Source organism: Gluconacetobacter entanii (assembly GCF_013155425.1).
Taxonomy (GTDB): domain Bacteria; phylum Pseudomonadota; class Alphaproteobacteria; order Acetobacterales; family Acetobacteraceae; genus Novacetimonas; species Novacetimonas entanii.
Genome location: NZ_JABJWD010000076.1, coordinates 1 through 23,938 on the forward strand (window position 1 = coordinate 1; position 23,938 = coordinate 23,938).

The window sequence follows — 23,938 nt, forward strand, 5'->3', positions numbered from 1 at the left end:
TGCCCCCGAGACACTTGTCATCCCACCAACCCCAAGCCATAAAAAACGGGAACTCTCCTTTTGAGTGGATACAAAAAGGGGGGCACGTCACGACGTGCCACATCCGATACACTTGCTCCATCCACACCAACTTCAGCCAGTATCGCCAGCTTCCGTTCATCCGACCAGCGGCGGCGGCGTTCAACGCCAATCAGGATTTCCTGGGTCATTCTTACCTCTCAAATGACGTCAATAACGACGTCGTTAACGACGGTAAGTTACCAGTCACAATCCTCAATCATAAGGCGGCCTCAAACGGCCGGTTACGGTATATCGGCGAGGCGGAAGCGTTTCTGCTGGCGTTCGATCAGGACGCCGATTACGACAGTCCCAACTTTCTATGGTTTCGCAAGCGTTTTCGACGTTTCGTGTATGTCGACCGAATAGTCGTGTCCCCGTCTGCACGCGGACACGGTTACGCACGTGCGCTATACAAGAATCTGTTCAACCATGCTCTCTGCGCTGGGCACAGCCACGTCGTTTGTGAAGTAAATTTAGATCCACCTAATCTGGTATCCGATGCCTTTCACGCTGCGTTGGGATTCAGAGAAATCGGGCAAGGTGTACTCTCCAGTAGTGCAAAGACTGTCTGCTATCTCTGCATAGAAGTTGGGGAGAATAGCCAGCTTCGGACTGAATGAAAGGAGCATCCGGGAAACAGCCTTGAATATATGAAGGTTTTTATAAATATTTTCTGGTTCCTGCTAAGGCATGTCGTCAGTTGGGATGCGAGGTTTGATGACGCCTGTACTCCTGCTTGATCTGTGATGTTTTCGCTCTGTTTTCCGAGAGAGAGTGTGTGAATGCGTCGGTATGGTCTGAGTGACAGCCAGTGGGATCGGGTAAAGGATCTTCTCCCTGACCTGATCCGCTCATCAAATTGCTCGATGTGCGACAGATTGCAGCAGTCATTTCCTCAAGGAAAAAAATCGCTGCACTCTACGGAAACGCCACTTCTTACTCTACAACAAGCCGAAATCAACTTTCCCCGCGGCCATTCAATTCGTTGCCACAATGCTCGGGCCTAACTGATGATATGCCCTGGTGAATATAACCGATATTTATCGAATGTACCCGGTTATCGTCTGCTGTACTGGCGATGGATCAAGGCGATTATCTGGGTAAAGGCCGGGGCGTACAACCCTGTATGGGGCAGTAGATCATACGGGGACAAGTAATGGAATTGAAATATCAGAAATCTTCTGAGTGTCGTATGGTTGGCGGGTAGAGAAATGTTTCATCATAAAATATATATAATAATAAAACTAAATATTATTAACAATAACAATCGCCGTGCAGATCACGGTTGTCAGAACAATTTCAATGCTGATCAGTCCAATCCAGGTAACTGCAGAAATAACAGGCGTTTCCATTGTGTGTATCTGGAGGAAAAAGCTCAGGCCAAGCAGCACGATTGCTGCCGCCTGAAGGCACCGACACAACAGGGGCGTGGCTGTCTTGCGAAAAAGAATGTCGCTGCCCCGCAAGGATCCCATCGCCAGTAGCAACATGGCACATTGCCCACATACGATAGCCATGCCCATCATGCCTGTCGTCCCGACCGGAAGGCCGCATATCTGAAAGCGCCAGACAGTCCTAAGGCGGCTACACCTGTACCAAATGTTACAGAATTCGCCCACGGCATACCGAGCAGCGCGATGGTAAGGCAGGCCAATGCATTACCATCCAGAAGTTCTGGCCATGCACGCGCAGGCCGTCGGATAAGGGCAAAGACAAGCGTAAGGACCCACACCACGAAAACCGATCGCACCTCATCGCTGGACCTGTCCGTTATCGTGAAGGGCAAAAGCCGGTTGGCAAGGAAATAGGCAGCAAAGGCCAAGGGTGTTCCAGCCAGAATCCCGGTATTCAGGCGACTGACGATCCGATGGCCCACATGAGGCCGCTGACGCAGGCGCTTGACGGCCCACAGGTGCATCCCGCTTCCGATCACGGCGGCAAGCGCCAGACCGGACAGGAAATAGAGCCAGCGTGTCACTGCCGGGGCAAAGCGTGCGACATGCAGTCCGTAGAGAAATGTATAAAGCCTGATGACGGGGCGCGCTTCGGTGTGCGCATTCAGCAACTCTCCCGTTATCCCATCGAAAGTCATGATCCTGGCAGAAGTGCTGACCGTCCGGTTATTGCCGGAAATGAACGTGACAAGGGCGGACCGATCGGAAGGATTGAAAACATAGATCTGTGCGATGCCCGCCCCCCCGAAATACCTGTCCGCCACCTGAAGCAGGGGAAGAATAGGCACAAGATGTCCCGGCTGACCGCTGGCGGGGCGAGAATACAGGGCCGGATCAAGTTCCGTGGAGGACGCTGCCATATCATGGTGATAGAGGGCCTGCGTACTCCACGGCAGCAGCAGGGAGGCCAGCGTGACGGCCCCCGTAAACGAAATCATGAGATGGAAGGGAAGGGCGGCGACACCAAGCAGGTTATGGGCATCAAGCCAGCTTCTCTGTCCCTTGTTCGGCCGAAATATAAAAAAGTCGGAAAAAATGCGTCGATGGATGATGATGCCTGTCACAAGGGCCACGACCAGCGCCAGGGCCGCGATGACCGCGATCAGCCTGCCCCACGGATAGGGAAGCTGGAGTTCGAAGTGGAAACGGTAAAAGAACTCACCCCCAAGCGTATCGCGCAGGCCATCCGGGCTTCCGCTTTGCGGATCGAGGACTCTCTGAATGTATTTCCCCTGCGCGTTGGGCCAGAGGCCGGTCGCAAATGGGGCGTCCGGTGTGGGGCAGGTCACGTACCATGCCGTCGCCGACCCGGCATGGTGGCCCAGCCAGTCAATGGCGTGGCCGCAGGCCTGCACGGGATCAACTGGCTGACTGCCCAGTTCGGGGTGCATCCACCGGGTAATGCCCTGACGGAACACACTCAGCGAACCCGACAGCGCAATGACAAACAGCACCCATCCGGTCGCCAGCCCCAAGGCGGTATGGAGCCATGCCATGGAGGCGCGAAACGACCCTTTCATGGCTGCCACCCTGCGGCAGACGCCATGAGGATGAAAAAAACCATGCAGACGGCAACGCCCAGCAGAAGCCGCCGCAGACTGGAAACGCCAAAGGCTGCAATGAACGCGACAGGCCAGAGCAGCAGGCCGCAAAGTGTTCCGGCCATGGCGCTGTCCGCTCGTGACAGCGGAAGCCACAGGCCCAGCGCCACGCCACCAAGGGATGCTAGCCCATACCCGCCCGGAAGGGCCACCACCATGCGTAAGGCGATGTTCAGCAGGACCTGCCCGGCGAGGGAGATATTACCAGCTAAAGCCAAGGCTCGCCTGCGCATTCCGCCGCTCGCCATAATAGCACCATTCCTGGTTATAGGAGGCGTAGCTCAGGCAGTTCGCAACATACTTCTTGTCAAACAGGTTGCGGACACTCGCCGCTGCCGTCCATCCATGCAGCGACGGGGAAAGGTGGGACAGGTCATAGCGCAGCGAGGCATCGAACACGGCATATTGCGGCACCCAGACGCTGCCATAGGAGGCTTCGCCGCCATAGGATTTGTTGGAATAGCGCAGGCCCCCACCAAAGCCGAGCCCTTTTGCCGGTCCCGAAGGCATGGTGTAGAACGCGAATAGTGACGCATTGCCCGTCCCCGACTGGATCAGGGGCTTGCCCGTTGAGTCATCATGGACTTTCTGCACGCTGACCGCTGCCGTGATCATCAGGTTCTTGTAGGGCTCGGCATGGGCTTCGAATTCGAAACCGTCCGAATGGACCAGACCGCTTTGCGTGCTGTAGCCCAGGTTGCCAACGGCAACCAGCACGTTGTTCTGCTCGATATGAAAGCCCGCAGCCGTGAACAGAAGCGATGTGCCCGGAAGCTGGTATTTCAGCCCCCCTTCAAGCTGCTTGCCAAGGGAAGGATCGGCCTGGCGGAACGTTTTGCCCCCATCATTGGATACGGTGCCCGACTGCGGCTGGAAGGATGTCGAATAGCTGATATAGGGCGAAAGGCCGAAATCGAAATGATAGAGGGCCGAGGCCCGCCATGTAATCTGCCGGGGATTTTCATGCGAGGATGAATGGTAGATGTATTCGTTCTGTTGTGAACGATACCAGTCATTACGCAGGCTGCCGGTTACGACCAGCCCTTTCCAGCGCATTTCATCCTGTGCGTACATGCCGATCTGATGTGAATTGGTCTGGTAATGCAGATACGGACTCATGGCGGGGATGACCATGTGATAGTCCGGATGCAGGACATCCAGGTCAGGCGCGCTGCCGTAAAATCCCAGCTCCGATGCGCTCTGCTGCATGTAGTCAAAGCCGAACATCATCATATGCCGCAGGGGGCCGGTGCGGACATGTCCCTTGAACTGGCTGTCAAAGGTCAGGTTGTGCGTATGCTCGTTCGTGCCGAAAGCGGAGCGGCTGAGCATGTCATCACTTGTATAATAACCATTATTGTACACGCTGCGGTAAATGGTCCTGATGTCATCATACCGCCCGCGACTGGTGAAGCTCCAGTCACTGTTGAAACGGTGGTTGAAGATATAGGTAATCCCGCCCTGACGGCGGTTGAACTTCTCGAACGGCACGTCCCCGTCATAGAAATTCCGTGGCAGGTATCCATATGATGCGGGCCTGAGCGATCCCTCCAGCGGTGCGCCGCCATAGGTGCCGTTTTCGGGATCGTACTGGTAATTGCCCAGCAGTGTCAGTGTCGTCGGCCCGTTGCCGCCAAAGGTGAAGGCCGGACTGATGGAAAAGCGTCGGCTTCCCGTCCGGCTCAACTGGCTGTGCTGGCCATTGACCGTGCCATACAGGCGATAGCGGACCATGCCGTCCTTTGTTACATAGCCGCCAACATCGGCATCCACGCGGTAAAGGTCGAACATGCCGCCGGTTGTCGTGACGCTGCCATAGGATTTCTGGTCGGTCGGCAGTTTGCTGGACAGGGCGACAAGGCCGCCCGGGCTGGATTGGCCATACAGCGCGGATGCGGGTCCCTTCAGGATCTCGACCCGTTCCAGACGGGACGTATCTGTCTGCGCCGTGGCATAGCCGGTCGGGCTGTCCTGCAGTTTCAGGCCGTCAAGGAAGGTCGGAACCGTAAAGCCACGCAGGGCGAACTGGTCATAGCGTGTGCCTTCGCCACCGCCACGCAGGTCCGGGGTGATGCCCGCCGTATAGCGCACGGCCTGATTAAGGCTGAGCACGCCGCGGACATCCATTTCGTTCCGGCTGACAACCGTAACCGACTGGGCGGTTTCAATCAGCGGTGTATCGGATTTCGTGGCCGAGGACGCAATCGTTGCCGGCCTGCGGGCATGGACTTCCAGCTTTTCTGCCCGCACGGCATTCGCAGCAGGCTGGGCCGTGGCCTTTTTTTCGTGCGACGTCCGGGCAGGGTGGTGGTGGGCTGGTTTATCGACCGGGTCCGCCGCAAGGGCATTTCCCGTCACCAGGAATGAGAGTGGAAATACATAAAAAACCCTGCTGCACTGCATGCCCGACCTCGTTGCTGGCGTTTTGCGTCGTCTGGAAGGGGAGCCTTAACGTAAATGAGAATCACTTGCAACACATGTCAAAATATATCTCGCAGGTGATTATCGGGCGGCCTGCTTGGCCGTCAGGCCCGGCCCATATCCACGACGTCAGCGTCCCATCTGCTTGTCGCGCGATGTGCTTCTGCATTCAGGAAAGAGGGAACGTCATGAGACTTTTCGGTCATGCGATCAGGGGAGGAGCCTGACGGATGGACTGCCTGTGGTCCCTGAAATGGCGGGAGCATCAGAAAGTCAGAAAATATATTCCGATATATCTTGACGTGCGATATATCGGGACGTATATCGGTAAGCATGAAACACAGAAACAGACACGCAGGCGGTCGTAACCGCCAGACTTTCTCCCCCGAAGGCATGGCCGGTAGTGGTGTCCACCGCCGCCATCACGGCCGCGGTGGACACCACGGCGGTGGCCGCCGGGGCGGGCGCCATCGGTTGCTTGATTATGGCGAGATGCGGCTTCTGGTCCTCTCGCTGATCGCGCAAAAGCCGACCTATGGCTACGAACTGATCCGCATGATCGAGGAAAAGTTCGGTGGCAGCTACGCCCCCAGTCCCGGCGTGATCTATCCCACGCTGACCTGGCTGGATGAAGCGGGTTATGCCCGGGGTGTCGAGGCCGATGGCCGCAAGAACTATCACATCACGCCGGAGGGCGAGGCCTTCCTGGCCGCCAGTCGTGCGGCCCTTGATGAAATCCTCGCCCGCGCCGCGACAGGTGCGGCAGAGGGCAGGGGTGGCCGGAAGGATATTCCGATGCCGGTCATGCGCGGCATGGAAAACCTGCGCACCGCGCTCCGCCTGAGGCTGCGCAACGGTGGCCTTGATACGGACGCCGAGGAAAAGATCGCGGCCCTGCTGGACGATGCCGCCCGGGCAATAGGGCAGGTCTGACGGCGAGATTTCCCCGCCCGTCCGGGCCGGGAATACCCATAATCCCGCCATGTACAGGATCTGTTTTTACGGAATGTCATGGCGTGGTTTGTGAGTGCCTGAATAAAGGTTGCTCACGCTCCAGAATACCCATCCGGATATCTGGAACATTCACCGGAATAGTACCGGCCCATGAAAGGACATGAGTTCTGGCCCGGATATTCCCGATACTCTCTGTTACATCGTTCGACCTTATATTTCCGCTCATGCGGTACAATGTATGGAAGGTCGAATTAAAGGATATATGATGAAGCGTTCAATTCTGTTTGCCCTTGCTCTTGGCGTCTCCCTTCCGCTGGCCGCTCAGGCCCAGTCCCCTGACCAGAACCAGGGTAGCGAGCAGGGCGAACATCGTGGCCACGGTGGTCACGGCCATCACGGCGGCAGGCATGGTGGTCATGGCAATCATGAGGGCCAGGGCGGCGACCGCCAGAACGGTGGTGACCAGAATGGCGGCTCCGGTGGCGACCGTGGTGATCGCGGTGGTGAAAACCGCGGCGACCAGAACAATGGTCCCGGCGGCGAGCATGGCAACCGTGGTGGCGACAGCCAGAATGGCAACTGGCGCGCGCGCGGCGGCGGCCATGGTGATGACCATAATGGTGGCAACTGGAACCAGAACAACAGCAGTTCCAACTGATCCCATCTCTCCAGCAGAAGGCCCGGCACATTGCCGGGCCTTTTTTGTTTCGGGAAAGGGAAGTCGTAATTGTAATGATGAGGTACCCGGGGATAACGAGACCATCGTTATTTGCACGAGGAACGTATGAACGTCTCCGCTGTAATGGAGATCGGATCTCTCTCATGTTTTCTGATGCAGTTGAGAAAGAGGCCAAATTCGCCTGACGGGATACAGACCGTCCGGTTTGCCATCCAGAACCATAATGATGTCATCAACGCAGGCGGCATATGAAAAAAACGCCCCCCATCATGTGACAGGGGGCGGAGCCTGCAGGCTGGATCAGGGGGTGTGAACCAGTTTGCGGTTCAGGAATTCCTCAATGCCGAATTCCGAAAGTTCGCGACCATAACCGGAGTTCTTGATCCCGCCAAAGGGCAGGTCGGGCGCCGTGCCGGTAATGTTGTTGATGAACACCATGCCCGTGTCGATCCGTGCCGCGACGCGACGGCCACGTTCGACATCGCTGGTCTGGATGGACCCGCCCAGCCCGTATGGCGAATCATTGGCCATGGCGATGGCTTCGTCATCGCTGCCGACAGAATAGACAATGGCGACGGGGCCAAAGATTTCCTCATAGAAAATGGGGTTGTCCTTGGTGATGCTGGTCAGGATCGCGGCCTTCATGAAAAAACCTTCGCGGTCAATTTTCTTGCCGCCCGCAACCAGCGTCGCCCCGTGGGAGACCGCCTTTTCCACCTGTGACACGGCCCGTTCCATGGCGGCCTGGCTGCTCATCGGGCCGTGGGTGACGCCCTGTTCCAGCGGGTCACCGTACTGGAATTCCTCCACCGCCGCCTTCAGGCGCGACGTGAATTCCTCAACCAGTGACTTGTGGACGATCATCCGCTTGGCGGCGGTGCAGACCTGACCGTTATTGGACATGCGCCCGCGAATGGCCATGGGTACGGCCTTGTCCAGGTCGGCATCATCCAGCACGATGAAGGCATCGGACCCGCCCAGTTCCATCGTGCTTTTCTTCAGCGCGCGACCGGCCTGCGACGCCACGGCGCTGCCTGCACGCTCGCTGCCGGTCAGGGCGACGCCACGCACTTCGGGGCGTTCAATCAGCTTTTCGGACTGGTCATTGGTAATGAACAGGTTGGTATAGGCCCCTTCGGGCACGCCTGCTTCGCGGAACAGTTCTTCAAACGCCACCGCGCACTGCGGCACGCTCGGCGCATGCTTCACCATGACGACATTGCCCGCCATCAGGTTGGGGGCCGCGACGCGGGCCAACTGGTAATAGGGGAAGTTCCACGGTTCCACGCAATAGATGATGCCCAGCGGTTCGCTGGTGACGGTTGCATGGCCCTGCGCCACCGGCAGTTCACGCGGTGCGAGGAAGGTTTCCGCCTTTTGTGCGTAATAGGCGAGGATATCGGCCGAAAGTTCGATTTCCCCAATGGCCTCGGGCAGGATCTTGCCCATTTCGATGGAAATCAGACGGGCATGTTTTTCCTTGTCCCGACGCAGGATGTCCGCCGCCTTGAGCATGAGTGTCTTGCGCTGCGCGATGGAACGGTGCCGCCAGTCACTTTCCCAGAACTGATGGGCGGTGGACAGCTTCGCCAGCATCGTCCTGTCGTCATGAAGGTCAAAGACCTTTTCCGTTTTTCCGGTGGCCGGATTGATGGTGCGATAGGGACTGGTCATGTTGTCATGTCCTTTGTGGTTGCAGCACTGCTCGCCGCTTTATAAGCGGACGAAGATTTGCATTTTCTGAACGCGGGAACGGGTTGTCAGGTCAGCGGAATGCTCCCGGCAGAGGCGACCTGTATGGGAACGCTCTCCCTATCGTGACTATATTCCTCCGTAGCGTGTCAATGCACGCTGGGGACAGGGCAGGGGTACACCCACGGGAATATCGGTGCCCGGACGCAGACATTCGCGGTGGAGCAGGCCGTGCAGGCGACAACGGGCTGCCGCCCTCATCACGCAGGTTTGAACACCATATGGTCGCCAGAGCCTGTTTCAGGCATCCGGCCATGCGACATCGGTCGCTGCGGGAGGATCATCTGTGGGAACGACCCCCACGGCCCCGTCCGTGCTGATGACGGCACCGCGATGCTCCGGCGAGGATGCAACGAAAAGTGGCCGGTGCATCTCCAGCAATCATCAGGGACCAGACCGCAGGTGACAGCCTCCTGCGGTCCGGGATCATCATGGCAGGGAGGGGATTCGGTTTTTCCTTCCCTAGCGGTGCCTGTTCAGAAGCGTGAAAGGGCAAAGGCCTTGGCGCGTTCACGCCAGCCCGCAGTATCGGTCACGATATCCGCCGCGAGCCTGCCTGCCCCCGGGGCCAGTCCGAACCCATGCGCGGAATAGCCGGTCGAAAGGTAGAGTCCGGGGCAGGTTGCGACGTCCGAGATGATGGGGCGTGAATCCGGCGTGACATCGATGACGCCCGCCCACATGTCCATGATCCGTGCCTGCCGGAAAACCGGCATGTCATCGCGCAGGCGCGCCATGGTGCGCAACAGCGTCCTGCGGTCGGGCGTCGGGTCGCAGCGACGGAAAATTTCGAACGGGTTGGGCTTCCCCGCGCCAAACTGCCGGTCCAGATACAGGTGTTCGACAAACGGCGCGCCCAGACGCACGGAAAGGAGCCTGTGCTGCTTGAGGAAGGCCGGGAAAAACAGCTTCAGGAACCTGAACGTATCCGGGGTGATATAGGAAATCGACGAATTGCGCTGCGCCACGGTATAGCCGCCATCCATGCGCCGGCGTACCGAAAAGCTGGAGGAGGCGACAACAGGTTCCGGGCCATCCGCCACGGGCGCGGTCCTCATGACCGAGGCGATGACACGCAGTTGGGGAAGGGCGATGCCGATCCCCTCGCACAGCCAGCGTGACCATATCCCGGTCGCAACGACAACCTGCGGCGCGGCGATGCGTCCTGTTTCCGTAATGACGCCCTGCACCTTGCCGCCCGCGACATCAATCGCCTTGACCGCAACATTGGCCTCGATGACGATCTGTTCGCGCTGCGCCAGGTCCATCAGGAAGGCCATCGTGCGATCGGGTTCGGCAACCCCGTCATGGGAACTGTAAAGCGCGCCCGTCCATTTCCCCTGCGATTGGGGAAGGTGCTGGCGAATGGCCTGCGGGCCCAGCGTTTCGATATCATCGGCAAAGGACCCGACGGAGCGTTTCCATGCCAGCAGGTTGTTCATTTCCTCTGTATTGCGGGCAAGGGAAATGAGGCCGCATTGCCGGTATCCGAAATCCGCCTGCCTTGCCCATTCCTGCCACTGCGCGCGACTGTCGAGCGACAGTTCGATTTCATGCGGGTCCTGACTGATGCTCCTGACCCATCCCCAGTTGCGGCTGGACTGCTCATATCCCGGCGCGCCCTTGTCGAGGACGACGACATTCAGGCCGCGACGTTTCAATTCCAGCGCGACGGTCAGGCCGGCAATTCCAGCGCCGACAACGACGACGTCACAACTGGTGACTGATGAAGTATTCATGTCAGGTTTATCCAGTCCGTACGTATTTTCGATGTTTCAGTGCCCTGCGGATGTCATGCCTGCCTGCCATCCTTGACGATGGCGTGGAGCGCATCGCACAGGCGTTGTGCATCATCACGCGAGAAGATGAGGGGCGGACGGATCTTGAGGATATTCGCGTCATGGCCCGTCGCGGAAATCAGGATACGCCGTTCACGCAGTGCGTTGACGATCCGGGCGGCGGCGGCAGGATCGGCGCGTGTGGTGCCCTGCTGGACGATCTCCACCCCGATATACAGTCCCGCGCCGCGCACATCGCCGATACATGGGGCACCGGTCATGATGTTTTTCAATTCCTGCCGCATGAACGCGCCGACATCGCGTGCATTGTCCTGCAACCCTTCGGCACGGATGAAGTCCAGTGTCGCGCGTGCGGCCGCAATGGCCACGCTGTTGCCGCCAAAGGTATTGAAGTAGCGTCGGTCCCGGCCGAAGGCGGCAACGACATCGTGCGCCACCGCCAGTCCCGCCACCGGATACCCATTGCCCATCGGCTTGCCCAGCGTCACGATATCCGGGTCCAGGCCATGCCGCTGGTATCCCCAGAACCGGTCCCCCGTACGGGCGAAACCGGACTGGACCTCATCGGCGATCATGATGCCGCCCGCCGCATGCACCACCCTGGCAACCTGTGGCAGGATATCGACCGGGGTGGTGTAGATCCCGTCAGAGGAAAAGACCGAATCTGCGATGAAGGCGGCAAGACCTTCGCCACGCCGTTGCAGGTCCTCGATCTGGGCCGTGACTTCACGCACCATGCGCGCGGCGATTTCGTCGGGGGGAATGCGATAGGAATCCGGTGAGGACACGCGGCGCACCCACGTTCCCAGCGGGGCGCCTTCACCAAGCGATGGGGAAAAGCGTGACGTCAGGTAGGAATTTCCGTGATAGGCCTCTGACGTGATGATGATGCCCCGGTTGCCCGTATGGTGCATGGCGATCTGCATGGCCAGGTCGTTGGCTTCCGACCCGGTGCAGGTGAACATCATGTGTCCATCACTGGCGATGCGACCGCCAAAGGACGGCAGGAGGTCCGCCGCATAATCCAGGATCCCGTCCTGGAGGTAGCGCGTATGCGTGCACAGTCGCTGCGCCTGCGCCATGATGGCGTCGGTGACATACGGGTTGGCGTGACCGACCGAGGCGACGTTGTTGTACGCATCCAGATATTCGTTGTTGTCGCGGTCATACAGGTGAACACCCCTGCCATGGTCCACCTGTACCGGCGTGCGGTAGAACAGGCGGTAGGCGGGGCCAAGCAGTTTCTGGCGCCGGGCGATATCGTCGCGGGTCCGTTCATCCATGTCCGATGGCGCGGCAGGATCGAAACCATTGACCATGCGACCAAGGGTGGAGGGCTTTGCGGTCATGCCTTGCATCCCATGCGATTTGAAAAAGGTGTGTCCGAAACAAACAGATCCGAGATTGTGTCCGCGTCACGTTCGACAAACCATGCCAGTTGTTTCCATGTTGCCTGCGAATGTCGCATGATATAGGCGCGGTTTTCGGAAAACATCCCGGCGCGCCATGTGGTGATGAGCGCGCGCGTCAGCAGGCGCGCCATGAGCAGGTGGCCCAGCATCCCGATTTCCGCAGGCTGCAGGTCGGCATGTTCCACATAGCCGTGAAGGACATCGCGCGGGGCGGACAGGAAGGCTGCGGCATCCGGTGTCACATCCTGGGGCAACTGGTTCACCATCGCCGTGGACACGTCGATGGCGATGGCAGTGCGCAGCGCATCGCCAAAATCAATGATTCCGGCAAGGGTTTCATCATCATGCGCGCGTGCGAGGATGTTGGAGCGGTTGAAGTCATTATGCAGGATCTGGGTGCGCAGTTTCCTGATGTCCGGCAGCAGGTCCATGAAGCGTGTCATTGCCGCCTGCGCGCATGCGCGATGCGAGGGATCCTCGATGAGGGACAGCAGGGGGCGCAGGTCAGGCAGGCGACGCACGTCCCAGATGATGGCCCGGTCGCCACCGGGATGGCTGAAACCTGCCAGCGCGTGCCGCAACCGTGCAAGCTGTGCGCCGATCCTGCGGCGTCCGTCCGCCGATGTCGGAATATGGTCGAGTGGTACGCCTTGCAGATAGGAAAGCAGCCGTATCTGCCGTTCCTGCCCGGCACGGTCGGTATGCACAAGGACCGGGGCATCGTGCTGTGTACGGATCACGCGCGGGACGGGCAGGTCGGGCGCGTTTTCCGTCAGGTCATCAAGGAGTGCCGTCTGGAACGCCACATCCTCGCGCGGTTCGCACGGGTGCTCCACCTTCATGATGAAGCCCCGCCCGGATGCGCAGCGGATGTGGAACGTGTCGTCCTTTTCCGTCGGAAGGTGGCGGATGTCGCCGTCTGCGCCGTAATGTTCCCGCGCGATTGCCAGTGCTTCTTCGGGGGGCATGTGGGTGAACGGTCGGGAAATATTCCCGTACTGTTCAAATATCGCCGACAGGCCGTCATGTGTGTTCATCGCCGCATGTCCCTGCCGCTACTGGGGGAAATGGCATGCATGCCCCGCGCATGGGGTAATGACGTGGCGGGTTGCATGCCATGCCTCATGATGGGGTTGCGCCCTTTCTGCCGCGTGGCAGCCGCCGTCGTGACGCGCAGGCGCGCTGGCTCAATTCAATTGCGCTGCGCAGGTGGCTGTTCATTTCCGCGCGCGCGACATCCACGTCCCGGCGCTGTATCGCCGACATGATGCGCTGATGGCTGGAAAGCGTGGCCTCCACGGAATAATCGGGCAGGGACACAAGGTTTCCCACGCGCGAGAACCAGATCTGGTCGTAACTGATTTCCAGTTGGTGCCGTAACAGCCTGTTGTGCGAACCATCGGCGATGGCGGCATGAAACAATGTGTCCAGTCGCTCGAATTCATAGAAATGCCCCTGTTCCGCCGCGCGGAACTGCGCCTCGAGATGATGTTCGATCGCGGTGATTTCCGCTGCCGTGGCGCGCTGGCAGCACAGGACGACGGATGAGGCCTCTATCGCCTCACGGAACTCGTAAATTTCAAGGATCTGTTCATGGGAAGGGGATGTGATGACATAAAAACGCCCCTTGCGCCCGATCAGGTTGTCCTGGTGCAGGCGTTGCAGCGCCTCACGCACCGGGGTCCTGCTGACGCCGTACTGTTCCGCGATTTTCTGTTCCTGAAGGACGGTGCCCCCCTTGGCCCTGCTGTCGATCATGTCACGCCGCAGGATGGCGTAGAGTTCTTCCCCGGTATGCGGAGTGACGGAGTTCAGCATGAAATTGCCCGTAGCGCGCGGTTTCAAGGTAGGTCCAGCATGAGTATCATGGGGCCGATATTTCTGTCGATTGCATTTTCGGCATACGGAAAAGAATTGCCTGAATTTTCAGGTAAAAACTAATAATACATTGTTATATAAAGATATTTTAAAACGTAATGGGTCTGTTCTGGGAAATCCGGTATTTTCGGAACGCATTCCGAAACGATTCGTTGTATACCGAGCGGAATTTTCCGGGTCTTGGAATACCGGACGTTTTTCCATTTCTTTATAACGGATTAATTGAATATCGCGTGTAATTACGCCTGTATCCGCCATTTTCCGTCAAGAATCCCCTCGACATCAAAGTTTGTTTTGAATTAGCATCCAAATATCACTTCGGCCCCAGCAAGGCTGAATCACGGGTTTTGCGTATACCGAACCAGCTTGCCGGTGCCGCGCTGACAGCTTTTGCAGCGTGGGTGGATGACCGGAAAAACGCCATAACTTCTTGCCGCAGGAGAGTTACGTGCATCGTCTTTCTGTGAATCACAGGCATCTTCTATTTCTCGGTGCGGCTGTTCTGGTGAACGGGCAGGGCATGTGCGCAGCCTTCGCGCAGGAAGCACCCGTCACGACACCACAGCAGGCGCGTTCCTCGCGCGTCACGGCGTCGTCCCCCAAACCGGCACCCGCCCGGACGGACGGGCAGACGGGCGTGCAGGCGCATCAGGTTGCGCCGGAAAAGATAAATGTCGTCAGAAGGGTAACGCCAAACGGCGTGACCGGGACGACGCCGGGGGGTGGGCTGATGCCACGGCAGAGCGATCCGTTCTCCAAGAGTGGCGTGACCCGTGACTATATCGCGTCACAGTCGCCCACGACCAACGCCCTCAACCTTGTGCGCAATACGCCCGGCGTCATTGTCGCCACTGCCGATCCGACCGGGGCCACCGACCGGATGAGCGTTTCAATCCGCGGGATGAACCAGAACGAACTGGGTTACGAACTGGAGGGCATGAACCCTTCGGACGTGCTGTATTACAATCCCACATCATCGGGATGGGCGGATACCGAAAACCTGGCCTCCATCACGGTCACCCCCGGTTCCCCCGACATCATGGCCCCGACCTACAGCGCGGTGGGGGGACTGATTAGCGCGAAACTGCGTGATCCGGCGCGTCGGATGGGCGGGTATCTTGACCTGACCTATGGTGGCAATGACCTCAAGCGTGAATTTGCCCGTTTCGACACCGGCGAAATCGGCCATAGCGGCGTGCGCTCCTACGTTTCATTTTCCGATACCACGGCCACCAACTGGCGCGGTCCCGGCGGTCTGAACCGGTGGCATCTGGATTTCAAGGCCGCCAAGGACTGGGGGGAGGGAAACCATGTTTCCGCTTTCATGTCCTATAATGACGTGGCCGAAGACCTTTATACCTATCCCACCATGGAACAGTGGAACACCATGAAATGGGATTACAATTACAGCCGGACCTATACCGGGAAAAATACCAATTACTACAAATTCCACCAGTACGAATGGCGACATGCGCGTGCCGGCGTGAACATGAAATTCAACCTTGGCCACAACCTGACCCTGACGGCGACCCCCTATATCTTCGATGTGGACGGGGTCCTGAACGGCGGATCGACGCTGAACCAGACGGGCGAATATCTGGGAACGCAGTCTGCCGGTACATTGCAGTTCCCGGCCGGCACGCCCACCAGCACGGTTGCGGAATCCGTCGATCATTTCACGGAATCCACCTTTGGCCTGAATACCGGACTGGACTGGAAGGCCGGGCATAACGACCTGCAGGTCGGCTACTGGTATTCCTATGTCAACTATACCGAGGATCCCTCCTATACGATTCCGGATGCGGCGGGGAACGTGACCAACAAATGGGGCGCGGATCCCGTGCTGGCGCAGAACGGGCAGCGACTGCTGCAGTGGAACGCCCATGTGATCCAGCAGACCAATGCGCTGACGATTGCCGATACCTATTCCTTCCTGCATGACCGCCTGAAAGTTTCGGCAGGGTTCAAGGAAGTCATGCTGACACGCACCGCGACCAACGCGATACCGGGCGCACAGTACCAGACCGGGTTCAGTGATGCGGAGCCATTGCCGCGTGCCGCCATCAGTTTCCAGATCGACCCGCGCGATCAGGTCTATTTCAACGCGACCACGGCCTTCCGCGAGGCTGCGGCCATCACCCCGTCGATCGACATGTTCAGCGCGACCACAGGCAAGATGACCAGCCAGCATACGCTGGGCACGATCAAGCCTGAATTCTCGATTGCCGAGGAACTCGGCTACCGCCATTATGGGAAATACTTCAACCTCTCGCTTGCTCTTTTCAACTACAACTTCACAAACCGCCAGATTACCAGCAATTCCCTTGTCGAGGGGACGACCATTACCTCCTCCATCAGTGCGGGGGGACAGACCACGCGGGGGATCAGCGGGGAAATCAGCCTGCCGCGCTGGCATCATTTCTCCCCCTACCTGTCGGGGCAGTTCCTGCATGCGACCATCGACAGCAACCTGCCGGTCAGCGGCAGCTACCTGCCCACCAAGGGAAAGACCGCCGTCCTCAGCCCCAAATTCTCCGGCTCGATCGGGCTGTCCTATGATGACGGTACGGTGTTTGGAAACTTCTCGTTCAATTACATAGGTTCCGAATATTCGACCTTCATGAACGACCAGAAGATCCCGTCCTATGAAACCGCCAATCTCGGGCTGGGATACCGTTTCCGCGATATCGCTTTTCTCAAGCGTCCCCAGATCCAGTTGAACCTCATCAACATGGGGAACGAGAAATACCTCTCCGGCGCATGGGGACTGACCTCAAACGCCAAGACCACGACAGCCATGAATGGCACGACACAGATTGCCGGGTCGTCACCCACCTACATCACGGGGGGACGCTTTTCGGGAATGGTCTCCGTCTCGACCGGTTTCTGAGGAATGCGGCCGGTCATGTGAAAAGGGAAGCGGGAGGAGGGACAGACCAATATGGAGAACGTGATGGACACCAGTACCTTGCCAGCCGTCAGGACACAGCCCTCATGGCTGGCCATCACGGCGACCGCCCTGGGGTCGGCGCTGGAGTGGTATGACCTGATGCTGTATGGCCTGTTTGCCGTCACCTTCTCCCACCTTTTCTTTCCCGTTGCCGACCGCCATTCGTCCCTGTCGCTGATCGCCAGTTTCGGCAGCTTTGGAATCGCCATGGTGGCGCGGCCACTGGGGGCCGCATGGCTGGGGTCCTATGCGGATCGTAACGGGCGCAGGCGTGGCCTGGTCCTTTCGACGATGCTGATGACGCTGGGCACGGCCCTGCTGGCCCTGATGCCGTCCTATGCCACGCTGGGGCCGGTGGCGTCCGTGGGGATCGTGCTGTCGCGCCTGACGCAGGGATTTGCCGCCGGGGGGGAATTCGGGACCGCCGCCGCCATGCTGTCGGAACGCAACCCCGCACGGCGCGGGCTGTATTCAAGCCTGCAATGGTCCGCATCGGGCATTTCCATAACACTGGCGTCGTTCCTCGCATGGCTTCTGCATCAGGTCTATTCCGACGCGCAGATCCAGGCATGGGCGTGGCGGTTGCCGTTCCTGCTTGGCATGGCGCTGGGACCGGCCATCACGTGGCTTCGCCTGCGTGCGGATGAATCCCCTGAATTCGTCAGGCATGAAAGCCACCTTCCACTGCGTGAGATCCTGTTCACGGAAAAGCGCAAGGTCGTGACGGCGGCCGTGCTGATGGGACTGGGCGCTGCCGGGTCCTATATCAATGTCTATATGCCGACGCTGGAAATGACGCTGCTGCACATGAAGGCGTCACAGGCGATGATCGGCACGATCGTTTCCAGCATCCTGACGATCATTTTCCCACCCCTGTGCGCCCTGCTTGGTGATCTGGTGGACAGGCGACGGCTGATGATGACCTGTGCCGCCGTGGGGGGCGGCATCGCGGTGCCCCTGTTCATGCTGCTTGTCCATTCCCCGTCGGTCGTCATCGGCATACTGGTGCAGTCCATCCTGTCGGTCATCATATATTGTGGATATTACGCCAATGTTCCGGCGCTGTTTGCCGAAATGTTCCAGTCAAGGAACAGGTCAAGTGGCATTGCCGTCAGTTATGCGTTGGGGCAGCTTGTATTTGGTGGGTTCACGCCGATGATTGTTACAATACTGATTGACAGGTTCCACAGCAGCATCATGCCGGGCATCTATCTGGCGATTGTTGCGATCCCCAGTATTCTCTGTGTCTTCCTGAGCCGGAAGTTCATTGTCCGGCCCGAACCCGGGTGCAAGAAATGACGTGTCTGATCATCAAGTCCGGCTCTGCGGAGGTCATGGGGGAATGGAAGGCCCTGTTTGCGAAATATGCGCCTGGCCTGCGTGTGGCGGGGTGGAATGACCCCGATATCCGTCCGGAGGAAGTGGATTTCGCCCTTGTCTGGGAACCTGATCCGGGTCGCCTGGCGCAGATGGCAAACCTCAGGGCGATCATCAGTTCCGGGGCGGGGGTGGACCATATTACCGCTGATCCCTCATGGCCCCGGCATGTCCCGTTGGTACGCATGGGAACGGATGATGCCACGGTGCAGATGGGGGATTACGTGACGTGGGCGGCATTTTCCCTGCTGCGTCCCACGCGGCAGTGGTTTTTGCGCCAGCAGCGGCATGAATGGCACAATGATGGCCAGTCCGCACCCACCAGCACGGAAACATGTGTCGGGGTCATGGGATTGGGAAATCTGGGCACGCATGTCGCCCAACGCCTGGTGCGGGCGGGATTTGCCGTGCGTGGATGGTCGCGCAGTCCGAAGGATGTCGCGGGTGTGGAGTGTTTCCATGGCGACGGGCAGCGCCGGGAATTCCTGGGCCAGACGGACATCCTCGTCTCGCTGCTGCCCGCGACCGGGGAAACGCGCGGACTGATCAATCGTGAACTGCTGTCATGCCTGCGCGCGCCGGCGGCCCTGATCAGTGTAGGGCGCGGCACGCAGGTTGTGGAGGAGGATGTGCTGGACTGCCTCGATCGGGGCATCCTGTCCGGTGCGGTCATGGATGTCTTTGCCACCGAACCCCTGCCGGCCTCCTCCCCATTATGGGCGCATCCCCGGGTGATCGTCACGCCCCATGTCGCGGCGGAGGCCTCCCGCGCGGCGCGGGCGCGCTATACGGCGGATGTGATTGCATCCGTCATGAAGGGGCACGCGCCAAAGCTGCTTTACCTGCCGGAACGTGGGTACTGAACCTTTCTCATGCAGGGGAAAAATGATGGACAAACCGGTCATCCTTGGCCTTTCCATGCGTTACCTTGGCTATCATGCTGCAGGGTGGCGGCATCTGCAGGCTGATCCCTCGGGCAGCATTTCGTTCGACCATTACCGCAATGTTGCAACCCGGGCCGAAAAAGCAGGGTTCGCCATGGTCTTCCTGGCGGATGGCGTGGCCATCCGGGCGCAGGACCATCCGCATGGTGCCCTGGCGCAGTCATCGCAGCTTGCCGATCTTGAACCGCTGACCCTGCTGTCGGCACTGTCATCCGTCACCACGGATATCGGCCTGGTGGCCACGGCCTCGACAACCTATAACGAGCCTTATCATATCGCGCGCAAATATGCCTCCCTTGGTCGGATCAGCGGGGGGCGGGCCGGATGGAACATCGTGACGTCATGGTCGGATGCCGAAGCCCGGAATTTTGGCATGGAGCAGCATCCCGATTATGAAACCCGTTATGGACGAGCCAGGGAATTCGTCGATGTTGTCACCAAATTATGGAAATCGTGGGATGTCGATGCCCTGAAATGGGACAAACGGGATGCGGTTTTTCAGGATCCAGCGAAAATCCATGCCATCAACCACAGGGGAACACATTTTTCCGTCAGCGGGCCGCTGGATATCCCGGTGACGCCTTCCACGCGGCCGCTGCTGGTGCAGGCCGGCGCGTCACAGGCCGGTATGGAAATCGCCGCGCGTCATGCGGACATCGTCTATGCCGTGCCGCATGATATCGAAACCGCCGTCCAGTATCGCCAGACCCTGCGGGACATGGCGCGCGGGCATGGACGCGATCCCGACAGCATCAAGGTCCTGACGGGGATCACACCCTATGTCGGCCGGACCCATGACGATGCCCAAAAACTCTATGATACCTATAACAGCCTTATTCCTCCTGAACTTGGGCTGTCCTATCTCTACGCGCAGATGGGAGATCTTTCGGCCTTTCCCCTTGACGGGCCGGTCCCGGAACCAACCGATGCGCGCGTGCGCAGTATCGCCAATAATCTGCTGAAGCTGGCGCGGGAGAAAAACCTTACCATCCGTGAACTTTATGGTGTCATTGCCGCAGGATTTGGTGCGCGCGTCAGTATTTCCAGCGCACGGGGACTGGTCGATGAAATGCAGGCATGGCTGGAAGCCGGGGCGAGCGATGGATTCAATATTTGCCCGCCCCTGCTTCCACTGGAACTGGACCGGTTCATAGACCTCGTCATTCCCCATATGCGGGCACGCGGCATGCTGCCTTCCTTTCCCGCGGGAACAGGACTGCGCAGGCGTATGAACCTGCCCGAAGCCTGAGGGCAGGGCGGTCTTCGGGCATTGGCATGTCATGAGATTATGGAGCGATGAAGGATGATCCGGTGGTCGATGTACATGGCCACGGATGGATTCCCGCAATGCCTCGTACGAATCCCCGATCGGGCCTGTGGCGACGGCATGCCTGCCTGCGGACCAACGGGCGTGGGTCTTTTGGGGTGGCGGGGGCGGTCCTGCCCGTCCGGCGATGACGCCGGGAGGAGTGTTTTTTGCGACTCTGGGATACCGGGCTGTTACAAAAATCTGTCTCATGAGTCGGGCGAGGGAAGTCCTGACCTGTAGCGGTCACTCGCTTCCTGTGACTGAATTTTCTCCGTGCACTACACCATATCTGGTGTCATGATGCATCCCTGTCCACAATATGAGCGAACCGGCGCCTGCCCATGGCCCTCGTTCGCCTGAACGATGGAGCCGGAGCATGGACGGAGGTTTTTCGCTGTTTGGCGGCGTGCACGCACGTACGCGCACTCCGTTCGAAGGGGCATTCGGCCTGTCGCCGCTGCCTGCCCGTCCGCTTGACCGGGGAATGGGGGAGGCGGTTGGCCGCCGCACCGTGTTCCGTCCCGACGATCACGAGGATTTCGGCCATGTGGCGGATCGCGTGGCGCGGGGCAACACGGCGCTGCTGCCCGGTGTGGAGGCGCAGGAAGCCGCGCAGTTGCGCAATGCCATCGCCACCGGCGCGCTGCTGACCTCTGGCCGCCACCTGCAGCATGGGGACGCCGCGCAGGCGGGGCGGAACATGGAAATGTTCACCAACTGCGCCACCGCCATCTGTTCGTTCGCCAAATTCTACCTGCTGCTCAATGGGTCCGGCGTGGGGCGGGCCTATGATGATGAACTGTGCGTCGTGGACTGGGGACAGGCGCCGGACCTTTATTTCGTCCTCTCGCCCACGCATCCGGATTATCCGCATGATCGCGCGGGACTGCTGCGTTTCGGGCTGGATATGCAGATCGTGCCGTGGGGCACGGCGATCGAGGCCTTTGACGCGGGGATGGACGCGCAGGTCCGCGCATTTCTGGCCGCATCCGTCTTGCCGGACGTGCCCGCGTCGGGGATGGCGGATCGGGCCGACACGGTTGTCCATGTGATCGAGGACAGCCGCGAAGGCTGGGGCAAGGCGGTCGAGGTGATCGAGGCCATGGCGTTCCGTGGCAGCGCGGACCGTGCGCTGGTCCTTGACCTCAGTGCCATCCGCTGCGCCGGCAGCCCGATCGCGGGCATGCAGGGACGGCCTGCGTCCGGCCCCATTTCCCTGCTGCGCGGGTTGCTGAATATCCGGGCGCATGTGATCGCGCCCGCGCGTGACACGGGCATGCCCCTGTGGGAACAGGCGTTGCGTGTGGACCATTACCTGTCGGTCGAGGTGCAGGTCGGCGGCGCCCGCCGCGCCGCGCGCATGGCCACCAAGTCGTGGCGCGACGCCGAAGTGCTGCGCTTCATCCGCGCCAAGGAGGAGGGCGGCCTGTGGACGGCCAACCATTCCGTGATGGTGGATGCGGAATTCTGGGGGTTCGTGAACGATCCGGCTGCAGCCGGTCCTCTGGCCGAACATGCCCGCACGGTCTTTGCGGAGGCGACCCGCTGCGCCTGGATCAATGGGGAGCCGGGATTCATTAATGGCGACCGGCTGGAAGACAGCCGGACCGGCAGCGCGCGGCTCAAGAAGATACACGAAGATGGTCGGGATTTCCGTTCGGGCCGGTATCAGGCGACCGAGGCGGCGACCCTGCTGGCGGACCTTGCCGGGCGTGCGGCACATGCGCGCTTTCCGGTCACGACCAACCCGTGTGGCGAAATTACGCTGCATGTGACGGGCGGATATTGCGTGATTGGTGATTTCGCGCCACTGCTGGCCTGTCCCGTCCCGCCGGAGGATGTGAAGCCCGGGCGCATGGCGCATGACATCGCGCAGGTCTGGGATGCGCGGGTGCGCGATTCCGTCAGGCTGGGCGTGCGTTTCCTGCTGCGCGCCAATCGCATGGACGCGCTGTATGGGGAGGAGGTGCGCCGCACCAACCGCATCGGGATCGGCCCGACGGGCCTGCATGAATGGGCGTGGGTGCGTTTCGGCCTCGATTTCCACGACCTGCTGGACGAGGAGCGCGCCGCCCCGTTCTGGTCGGCGGTGCGGGAACTTTCGACCATCGCAAAGGACGAGGCCAACGCCTATGCCCGCGAAACCGGCACGGCGCGCCCCGTGACGGTCACGACCGTCAAGCCCGCGGGTACGACATCCAAGCTGTTCGGACTGACGGAAGGGGCGCACCTGCCGGCACGGCGGCAGTATCTGCGCTGGGTGCAGTTCAAGGGCGTGCAGCGCGCGGATGGCACGTGGGAGGCCGGGACCGACCCGCTGCTTCCGGCCTATGAGCGCAAGGGCTACCCGGTGCGTTCGCTGCGCAGTTTCCCGGGCATGAGCATCGTCGGCTTTCCCACCGTGCCGCTGATCCAGCGTCTGGGCATGGGGGAACGGGTGGTCACGGCGCCCGAGGCTACGCCGGAAGAGCAGTATCGCTGGCTGGAACTGCTGGAGAAATACTGGATCGGCGCCACGCAGGGCAATCAGGTGTCCTATACGCTCAAGATCTATACGGACCGCCATGACCTGGAGGGATTCCGGGCGATGGTGGCGGCCCACCAGCCACATGTGCGCTGCTGTGCCGTGCTGCCCAGCCGTCCGGATTCCGGCCTTGGTTACGAATATTTGCCGGAGGAGGAAGTCTCCGCCGGGAAATTCGCGGCCATTGCCGCCACGATCCATGACGAGGATGTGCAGGAAGTGGTGGACTGGGCGCATCTGCAATGTGCCAGTGGGGTCTGTCCCATCTGACGTGAAGGTGGGGGGAACCTGCGTGCCTTACCGTTTGGTACAGTGTCTGGATTTCGATAAAAACGTGGTCCTGAATAATCCTTGATGAAGTCATGAAAGTTTTTGGGTGCCGCCTTTTGACCTGAAAAGGCGGCGTTCTTTTGAAGCTTCTTGGAAAAAGCTTCACCAGAAACTTCTGACGTTTTTCGCCTGTCACGATGATGGCATTACGGCTCGGGACATCAAAATGTCACGAAATGTTAGAATATGGCCCCCATCATTCACGCAGGTCCCATGCAGCACTATATCTTGTGAAGCCCACGGGTCATGCGCGAACATCGTGGCAGTTCATGGCATGGGCCGCCAGTGGAGGAGAAACGTGGTGAAGCAGACAAGATACTGTGCGATGGCGTTGATGGCCATGGCACTGGCGGTTGCGCCGGTCCTGACCCTGTCGGCGGCGCATGCGCAGCATGGGCCGGGTGGCGGCGGCGGCCATGGTGGTGGCGGTCCGGGCGGCGGCGGCGGTCCCGGTGGGGGACGCGGTGGCCCCGGTGGTGGTGGCTGGCATGGCG

Annotated in this window: 19 protein-coding genes; 8 read left to right on the forward strand and 11 right to left on the reverse strand. The window is 59.7% G+C overall.

Annotated features, from left to right (window positions below; translation table 11 throughout):
- Positions 1-680 (forward strand): GNAT family N-acetyltransferase (locus HNH97_RS18475; RefSeq protein ID WP_244949459.1); only part of this gene is annotated, 680 nt, incomplete at its 5' end.
- Between the two features lie 624 nt (positions 681-1,304).
- Here the strand turns inward: HNH97_RS18475 and HNH97_RS13310 are convergent.
- From HNH97_RS13310 to HNH97_RS13325, 4 genes are read right to left on the reverse strand one after another with little or no spacing between them, the layout of a single operon-like run.
- Positions 1,305-1,586, reverse strand: coding sequence for a hypothetical protein (locus HNH97_RS13310; RefSeq protein WP_171791211.1), 282 nt, complete (start codon positions 1,584-1,586; stop codon positions 1,305-1,307).
- Positions 1,583-3,034, reverse strand: coding sequence for a PepSY-associated TM helix domain-containing protein (locus tag HNH97_RS13315; RefSeq protein WP_171791212.1), 1,452 nt, complete (start codon positions 3,032-3,034; stop codon positions 1,583-1,585). Before HNH97_RS13315 ends, HNH97_RS13310 begins: the two co-directional genes overlap by 4 nt.
- Complete coding sequence (locus tag HNH97_RS13320) at positions 3,031-3,333, reverse strand: hypothetical protein (protein WP_171791213.1); 303 nt, start codon at positions 3,331-3,333, stop codon at positions 3,031-3,033. The genes HNH97_RS13315 and HNH97_RS13320 overlap by 4 nt, the downstream gene beginning before the upstream one ends.
- Positions 3,317-5,518, reverse strand: a complete 2,202-nt coding sequence (locus tag HNH97_RS13325) for a TonB-dependent siderophore receptor (RefSeq protein ID WP_171791214.1) — start codon at positions 5,516-5,518, stop codon at positions 3,317-3,319. The genes HNH97_RS13320 and HNH97_RS13325 overlap by 17 nt, the downstream gene beginning before the upstream one ends.
- A 351-nt stretch (positions 5,519-5,869) precedes the next feature.
- On the opposite strand from HNH97_RS13325, the gene HNH97_RS13330 reads away from it, so the two are divergent.
- Entirely contained in the window at positions 5,870-6,469 is a 600-nt protein-coding gene (locus HNH97_RS13330) for a PadR family transcriptional regulator (RefSeq protein ID WP_171791215.1), read from the forward strand.
- A 295-nt stretch (positions 6,470-6,764) separates the two neighbouring features.
- Here HNH97_RS13330 and HNH97_RS13335 read toward each other — a convergent pair whose 3' ends face one another.
- The 7 genes from HNH97_RS13335 to HNH97_RS13365 form a co-directional block, all read right to left on the reverse strand.
- Complete coding sequence (locus tag HNH97_RS13335; protein ID WP_244949461.1) at positions 6,765-7,154, reverse strand: hypothetical protein; 390 nt, start codon at positions 7,152-7,154, stop codon at positions 6,765-6,767.
- Positions 7,155-7,469: 315 nt separating this feature from the next.
- On the reverse strand, positions 7,470-8,843 hold the full coding sequence (locus HNH97_RS13340; RefSeq protein ID WP_171791216.1) for an NAD-dependent succinate-semialdehyde dehydrogenase: 1,374 nt from the start codon (positions 8,841-8,843) through the stop codon (positions 7,470-7,472).
- 554 nt (positions 8,844-9,397) lie between these two features.
- Positions 9,398-10,660, reverse strand: coding sequence for an NAD(P)/FAD-dependent oxidoreductase (locus tag HNH97_RS13345; RefSeq protein WP_110914352.1), 1,263 nt, complete (start codon positions 10,658-10,660; stop codon positions 9,398-9,400).
- A 53-nt stretch (positions 10,661-10,713) separates the two neighbouring features.
- Positions 10,714-12,069, reverse strand: a complete 1,356-nt coding sequence (locus HNH97_RS13350) for an aspartate aminotransferase family protein (protein ID WP_244949462.1) — start codon at positions 12,067-12,069, stop codon at positions 10,714-10,716.
- Positions 12,066-13,169: a phosphotransferase gene (locus HNH97_RS13355; RefSeq protein WP_171791217.1), complete on the reverse strand. Its 1,104-nt coding sequence runs from the start codon at positions 13,167-13,169 to the stop codon at positions 12,066-12,068. The genes HNH97_RS13350 and HNH97_RS13355 overlap by 4 nt, the downstream gene beginning before the upstream one ends.
- 85 nt (positions 13,170-13,254) lie before the next feature.
- Positions 13,255-13,977, reverse strand: coding sequence for a GntR family transcriptional regulator (locus HNH97_RS13360; RefSeq protein WP_227744363.1), 723 nt, complete (start codon positions 13,975-13,977; stop codon positions 13,255-13,257).
- A gap of 81 nt (positions 13,978-14,058) precedes the next feature.
- Complete coding sequence (locus HNH97_RS13365) at positions 14,059-14,268, reverse strand: hypothetical protein (RefSeq protein WP_171791218.1); 210 nt, start codon at positions 14,266-14,268, stop codon at positions 14,059-14,061.
- A gap of 262 nt (positions 14,269-14,530) precedes the next feature.
- On the opposite strand from HNH97_RS13365, the gene HNH97_RS13370 reads away from it, so the two are divergent.
- The 6 genes from HNH97_RS13370 to HNH97_RS13395 all read left to right on the forward strand — a co-directional run.
- Positions 14,531-16,900 (forward strand): TonB-dependent receptor, encoded by a 2,370-nt coding sequence (locus tag HNH97_RS13370; protein WP_171791219.1) that lies wholly within the window; start codon positions 14,531-14,533, stop codon positions 16,898-16,900.
- A 63-nt stretch (positions 16,901-16,963) separates the two neighbouring features.
- Complete coding sequence (locus HNH97_RS13375) at positions 16,964-18,259, forward strand: MFS transporter (protein ID WP_171791220.1); 1,296 nt, start codon at positions 16,964-16,966, stop codon at positions 18,257-18,259.
- Entirely contained in the window at positions 18,256-19,200 is a 945-nt protein-coding gene (locus HNH97_RS13380) for a 2-hydroxyacid dehydrogenase (protein WP_171791221.1), read from the forward strand. Before HNH97_RS13375 ends, HNH97_RS13380 begins: the two co-directional genes overlap by 4 nt.
- A 22-nt stretch (positions 19,201-19,222) precedes the next feature.
- Complete coding sequence (locus HNH97_RS13385) at positions 19,223-20,530, forward strand: LLM class flavin-dependent oxidoreductase (RefSeq protein WP_171791222.1); 1,308 nt, start codon at positions 19,223-19,225, stop codon at positions 20,528-20,530.
- A gap of 436 nt (positions 20,531-20,966) precedes the next feature.
- Positions 20,967-23,384 carry a recombinase gene (locus HNH97_RS13390; RefSeq protein WP_171791223.1) on the forward strand — a complete coding sequence of 806 codons (2,418 nt, stop codon included), beginning with the start codon at positions 20,967-20,969 and terminating at the stop codon, positions 23,382-23,384.
- Positions 23,385-23,745: 361 nt separating this feature from the next.
- Positions 23,746-23,938, forward strand: a 193-nt coding sequence (locus HNH97_RS13395) for a hypothetical protein (RefSeq protein WP_216657666.1), incomplete at its 3' end; no start/stop codon positions are given.

Coding starts and splice junctions, on each gene's coding strand:
- HNH97_RS13310 (WP_171791211.1), bottom strand. CDS start 1,586: ATGATGGGCATGGCTATCGTATGTGGGCAATGTGCCATGTTGCTACTG.
- HNH97_RS13315 (WP_171791212.1), bottom strand. CDS start 3,034: ATGAAAGGGTCGTTTCGCGCCTCCATGGCATGGCTCCATACCGCCTTG.
- HNH97_RS13325 (WP_171791214.1), bottom strand. CDS start 5,518: ATGCAGTGCAGCAGGGTTTTTTATGTATTTCCACTCTCATTCCTGGTG.
- HNH97_RS13330 (WP_171791215.1), top strand. CDS start 5,870: ATGAAACACAGAAACAGACACGCAGGCGGTCGTAACCGCCAGACTTTC.
- HNH97_RS13335 (WP_244949461.1), bottom strand. CDS start 7,154: ATGGGATCAGTTGGAACTGCTGTTGTTCTGGTTCCAGTTGCCACCATT.
- HNH97_RS13340 (WP_171791216.1), bottom strand. CDS start 8,843: ATGACCAGTCCCTATCGCACCATCAATCCGGCCACCGGAAAAACGGAA.
- HNH97_RS13345 (WP_110914352.1), bottom strand. CDS start 10,660: ATGAATACTTCATCAGTCACCAGTTGTGACGTCGTCGTTGTCGGCGCT.
- HNH97_RS13350 (WP_244949462.1), bottom strand. CDS start 12,069: ATGACCGCAAAGCCCTCCACCCTTGGTCGCATGGTCAATGGTTTCGAT.
- HNH97_RS13355 (WP_171791217.1), bottom strand. CDS start 13,169: ATGAACACACATGACGGCCTGTCGGCGATATTTGAACAGTACGGGAAT.
- HNH97_RS13365 (WP_171791218.1), bottom strand. CDS start 14,268: ATGGCGGATACAGGCGTAATTACACGCGATATTCAATTAATCCGTTAT.
- HNH97_RS13370 (WP_171791219.1), top strand. CDS start 14,531: ATGTGCGCAGCCTTCGCGCAGGAAGCACCCGTCACGACACCACAGCAG.
- HNH97_RS13375 (WP_171791220.1), top strand. CDS start 16,964: ATGGACACCAGTACCTTGCCAGCCGTCAGGACACAGCCCTCATGGCTG.
- HNH97_RS13380 (WP_171791221.1), top strand. CDS start 18,256: ATGACGTGTCTGATCATCAAGTCCGGCTCTGCGGAGGTCATGGGGGAA.
- HNH97_RS13385 (WP_171791222.1), top strand. CDS start 19,223: ATGATGGACAAACCGGTCATCCTTGGCCTTTCCATGCGTTACCTTGGC.
- HNH97_RS13390 (WP_171791223.1), top strand. CDS start 20,967: ATGGACGGAGGTTTTTCGCTGTTTGGCGGCGTGCACGCACGTACGCGC.